Raw genomic sequence first — 1,022 nt, 5'->3', positions numbered from 1 at the left:
GCGCCGCGAACAGGGGCTGATGCTCCTGCTCGCCTCGCCGGCCGTGATCGTGATCGTGGCGCTCGTCGTGCTGCCCGTCGGCTGGCTGATGGGCCAGTCCTTCTATGATGGCGGCTTCACGCTGGAGCACTACAAGCGCATCTTCAGCGAGGACATCTATTGGCGCAGCTTCCTGCTGACCTTCCGCATCGCCTTCACGGTCACGGTGCTGACGCTCATCCTCGGCTATCCCGTCGCCTATGCCGCCGCCCATGCCAGGCGGCCCTGGGACATGCTGATCCTGTCCTTCGTGATCCTGCCGTTCTGGACCAGCGTCCTGGTACGCGCCTATGCCTGGCTCGTGCTGCTGCAGCGCACCGGCGTGGCCAACCAGATGCTCGAACGCTTCGGCCTGATCACCGAACCGCTCGCTCTCGTCCATAACGAGCTCGGCACGGTGATCGCGACCGTCCACATCCTGCTGCCCTTCATGGTGCTGCCGCTCTATTCGACCATGCAGAAGATCCCGCGCGAGCTGATGCTGGCCGGCGCCAGCCTCGGCGGCGGGCCGCTCCATAGCTTCCTGCGGGTGTTCCTGCCCTTGTCCCTGCCTGGCGTCGTCGCCGGGCTGACGCTGGTCTTCGTGCTGACGCTCGGCTTCTACATCACGCCGGAACTGCTCGGCGGTGGCCGGACGATCATGATCTCGATGGTCGTGAGCCGGAATGTCGAGCTCTACAATCAATGGGGCGCGGCGAGCGCGATCGGCGTCGTGCTGCTCGTCTGCGTGCTGGCGATCTTCATGTTGGTCGGACGCATCATCCCGCTCGACAAGATGCTGGGGCAGAAATGAAACACCCCCTCCTCCCGCGTCTCGCCTTCGGCCTCTTCGTCGGGCTGGTGCTGGCCTATCTGATCGTGCCGCTGCTGATCATCGTGCCGATGTCGTTCTCCGGCACGCGCTTCCTGACCTTCCCGCCGCCGTCCTTCTCGCTGCGCTGGTATGAGGAGTATTTCGGCAACCCGGCCTGGATGCAGGCGAC

The 1,022-nt window shown here is 64.9% G+C and carries 2 protein-coding genes; both read left to right on the top strand.

Features of this window, described 5'->3' with window-relative positions:
• Positions 1 to 832, top strand: an 832-nt coding sequence (locus CYD53_RS29780) for an ABC transporter permease (RefSeq protein ID WP_245928506.1), incomplete at its 5' end; no start/stop codon positions are given.
• On the top strand, positions 829 to 1,022 hold a 194-nt coding region (locus CYD53_RS29775; protein ID WP_425428366.1), incomplete at its 3' end, for an ABC transporter permease. The genes CYD53_RS29780 and CYD53_RS29775, both read left to right, overlap by 4 nt.

This window comes from Allobosea psychrotolerans (genome assembly GCF_002917105.1).
GTDB classification, from domain to species: Bacteria; Pseudomonadota; Alphaproteobacteria; order Rhizobiales; family Beijerinckiaceae; genus Allobosea; species Allobosea psychrotolerans.
This window is presented reverse-complemented; position numbering and strand designations above follow the sequence as displayed.